This window comes from Rhodococcus sp. Chr-9 (genome assembly GCF_000801125.1).
Classification (GTDB): domain Bacteria; phylum Actinomycetota; class Actinomycetes; order Mycobacteriales; family Mycobacteriaceae; genus Rhodococcus; species Rhodococcus pyridinivorans.
This window is the reverse complement of the sequence record NZ_JTIZ01000030.1, coordinates 1-3,422: the sequence shown is the minus strand read 5'-3', so window position 1 is coordinate 3,422 and position 3,422 is coordinate 1. Positions and strand designations below refer to the sequence as shown.

Annotated in this window: 3 protein-coding genes; all 3 read left to right on the top strand. The window is 64.7% G+C overall.

Features of this window, described 5'->3' with window-relative positions:
- The first annotated feature begins 100 nt into the window (after nt 1-100).
- The 3 genes from QR64_RS03370 to QR64_RS03360 are packed head-to-tail and all read left to right on the top strand — an operon-like array spanning nt 101 to nt 3,373.
- Nucleotides 101-1,183 carry a tyrosine-type recombinase/integrase gene (locus QR64_RS03370; RefSeq protein WP_039584096.1) on the top strand — a complete coding sequence of 361 codons (1,083 nt, stop codon included), beginning with the start codon at nt 101-103 and terminating at the stop codon, nt 1,181-1,183.
- Nucleotides 1,149-3,071 carry a tyrosine-type recombinase/integrase gene (locus tag QR64_RS03365; RefSeq protein WP_039584095.1) on the top strand — a complete coding sequence of 641 codons (1,923 nt, stop codon included), beginning with the start codon at nt 1,149-1,151 and terminating at the stop codon, nt 3,069-3,071. The genes QR64_RS03370 and QR64_RS03365 overlap by 35 nt, the downstream gene beginning before the upstream one ends.
- A complete protein-coding gene (locus tag QR64_RS03360) occupies nt 3,068-3,373 on the top strand; it encodes a DUF6262 family protein (protein ID WP_039584094.1) in 306 nt (101 codons plus the stop codon). Before QR64_RS03365 ends, QR64_RS03360 begins: the two co-directional genes overlap by 4 nt.
- The last annotated feature ends 49 nt before the right edge of the window (nt 3,374-3,422 follow it).

Here is a 3,422-nt window from a genome sequence, read left to right as displayed (position 1 = left end):
TGCCTGTTGACCGGCTAATCCACCGGATCGTTACCCACGAATCAACACGCCGACGCCGGAAGTGCTTGACCACCATCAACAACGGCGTTACACATGTCTCATGACGAATCAGCCCAGGCTGCGTCTCGAATCCGGCACCGAAGCCGCCTGGATGCTATCCGGGCCCAGCGCCGACAAATACCCCTTGGTCAACGAATACCTCGCCTACCTGACCGACCGAAACTACTCACCACGCACCGTCCGAGCCTACGGATACGACCTTCTCGCATTCTGCCGATGGCTCGAAACCCACAGTAGCGACCTCGATTCGGTTACCACCGGCACCGTGTTGGACTTCATGCGGCACTGCCGCGAAGCCTCGATCGCCGGACGTCCCGCCAATGTGCTGTCGATGACCGGCAAGCGCCTCGACCACTACAGCGCGACCACGATCAACCACCGGCTCGCCGCCCTGACCGGGCTGTTCACCTTCCGCGCCCTGCGCGAACCCGAGCTGCGCAACCCGATCCCCAGCGGACGGGAAGCCCGCAGAGTCAGCGCCGAAGAACGCAACGGTCTGCTCGGCCACCTCGTCCGACCCAAACGCCGATCTGCACTCCGCCTCCGTGAACCCCGCCGGCTACCACGCCCACTCGACCGCCGTGAAACAGCGGATCTACTCGCGAGCCTGCGAACATGGCGGGATCGCTCGATCGCCGGCCTGATGTTGCTCTCCGGCTTACGATCCGGAGAAATCCTCACCCTCGACGTCACCGATATCGACATTGGTGCCCGCTGGATACGAGTCTTCGGCAAAGGCGCCAAGGAGCGCCGGGTGCCACTCGATGTGGAAGTCGCCGGGCTGATCCAAACGTATCTGCTCACCGAACGACCCGAGTCGACGAGCACCCGCCTGTTCCTCGTCGCAAAAGGCCCGCACCGCGGACAGCCGTTGACCCCGGCCGGTTTGCGGACCATCTTCCGCTACCACCGTCTCAAATCGGGAGTACTCGCAGGTCACCCGCATGCGCTGCGCCACACTTTCGGGACCGCGATGGCCGAGGCCGGTGTGGATCTGGCCGTGATGCAGGCACTGCTCGGGCACGCGCACGTCGACACCACAGCCCGGTACATCCATCTGACACCCACCCACGTCAAGGCGGAATTCGATGCAGCCCGCACACGACTACACACCCGCACCTGAGGACGAGGACCCGGCGGACATCTACGCCGCCTACCTGGTCCACCTGCAGCGGCGCCGCCGCGGCAACACCGCCTACACCCAGGCCGCTCGCTCGTTCCTGCAGCGGTGGCCGCAGGTCCAACGCTGGGCTGACCTGCCGCTCGACACCCGGCTGGCCGCGAACTGCTCGACCCGCCCGTTCATCACCTTCCTGATGGTCAGCCGACGACTGCAACCGGGCTACGACTACCTCGTGCACCGCAAACTGTCGAGCCTGTGGCACGAACTGACCGACAGCTGCCTCGAACCCGACCTGAATCAGTTCATCGGCGCAGCACGCGAATTAGGATTCACCCAACGCGGCGCGTCCGCCATCGGCTCGCAGATCATCGCCAGGCTGCTGATCCAAACAGGATTCCCTCTGGCCGATCTGCGCGAAGATGATCTGCAGGACCTGTTGCACGCGTGCGATATTCGACAGATGCATACCGGGCGAGGCGCCAAGCACTATCGCGCCACCACCCACAGTGCCCGCCAGATCCTGTTTCATCTCGGGATCCTCGACAACGAAGCAGGGCCGGCGGTCGCTCCGCTGTCCTTCGAGGAGCGGATGGCCGACGTTCCCGCTGCGCTGCGGCCGGCGTTCGTGTCCTATCTGCACCGCAAACGCGCGACCTGCACACCCAAGACCGTCAGCAGCCTGGCCACCCGGCTGGCGCATTTCGGCCGCTACCTCGCCACCATCGACCCCGACATCGTCTCGCTGGCCGCACTGGATCGGCGTCGGCACATCGAGCCGTTCATCACGTCGCTGACCACGACCGTCAACAGTGTTACCGGTGAGCCGATCACCGTCGCGGACCGGATCCGGCGTGTCCACGCCGTGAGTAATTTCCTCGCCGAGATCACCGAATGGGGTTGGGACGATGCACCCCCGCGGAAATTGATCTTCCGCACCGATCTTCCTCGCGGGCAACGCGTCCTGCCTCGATATCTTCCGGTCGATGCGGATCGCAAACTTGCTGCAGCACTATCGGACTCACCCTACCGACTCGCCGCCGATGCACTACTCGTGCAACGCGCATGCGGGCTGCGGATCGGGGAACTGCTCGACCTCGAACTCGACTGCATCCACGAAATCCCCGGACAGGGATCCTGGCTGAAAGTTCCTCTCGGCAAACTCGACTCCGAACGCATGATCCCGGTCGACGAGGAAGTTCTCACCCTTGTCGACCGCATCACCGCCACCCGCTCACCTGGTCGGCCGCTCCGTCATCCTCGCACGGGTGCACCCGCGGACTTCCTGTTCACTCATCACGGAAAACGACTCTCGCAGAGCGCAGTTCGAGGTGAGCTGAACCGGGCTGCCGCCACGGCGGGGTTGGGGCACATCACTCCACATCAACTCCGGCACACCTACGCCACGGCGTTGATCAACGCCGGTGTGTCCTTGCAGGCGTTGATGGCTCTGCTCGGGCATGTGTCGACCCAGATGAGTCTGCGTTATGCGCATCTGTTCGATGCCACGGTGCGCAGCGAATACGAACGGGCTCTGGATCTGGCGAAGAGCCGCATCGGGCCGATTCCGGCAGGCCGCACCCAGCTCCCGCTGACCGACGTCACCGGCGACGGCGGGTGGAAGGACGCACCGGCGATCAAATCCAGGTTGGCCGGCGGATACTGCTTGCGGGCGCCCGCACAAGGTTCGTGCCCGTATGCCAACATCTGCGAGCACTGCCCGAGTTTCCACACCGACTCCACCCACCTCGCTGTCCTTTCGGCGCAACGCGTCGACGCCCGGGAACTCGCCGAGGACGCACAGAAGCGTGGCTGGATCGAGGAGGCGGAGCGGCATCGCGCTCTCGTGTCCCGACTCGACGCGCTGATTGACGCATCGGCGGCCGGATGAGCGAGAATACGCTGGTCAGGGTCGAGCGGGTCTGCGCGGAGCTCGCCGCCGTGGGCGAGCCGATCACGTTCACTGCCGTCGCGCAGCGGGCGCAGATCGGTCGGGCGACGCTCTACCGCAACACTCAGTTGCGGGCTGTCGTGGACGAGCATCGCACCCGGCAGACCGAGGCTCGTACTTTGACCGGTCTGGCCACCGAGGTCGCACATCTGCGTGTTGTCGTCGAAGAGCTCGCAGGCAGTGTCACCAGACACGAGGAGCAACTGCGGCGACTTCGCCGCACGCCGCCGTCCCGGCGATGAACCATTCCGACTGTGATCGCCGAGATCCGAGCCGCGATTAGCCGGTCAA

Bases quoted from the DNA above. Each gene is read 5' to 3' on its own strand.
- QR64_RS03370 (WP_039584096.1), top strand. From the start codon at position 101: ATGACGAATCAGCCCAGGCTGCGTCTCGAATCCGGCACCGAAGCCGCC.
- QR64_RS03360 (WP_039584094.1), top strand. From the start codon at position 3,068: ATGAGCGAGAATACGCTGGTCAGGGTCGAGCGGGTCTGCGCGGAGCTC.
- QR64_RS03365 (WP_039584095.1), top strand. From the start codon at position 1,149: ATGCAGCCCGCACACGACTACACACCCGCACCTGAGGACGAGGACCCG.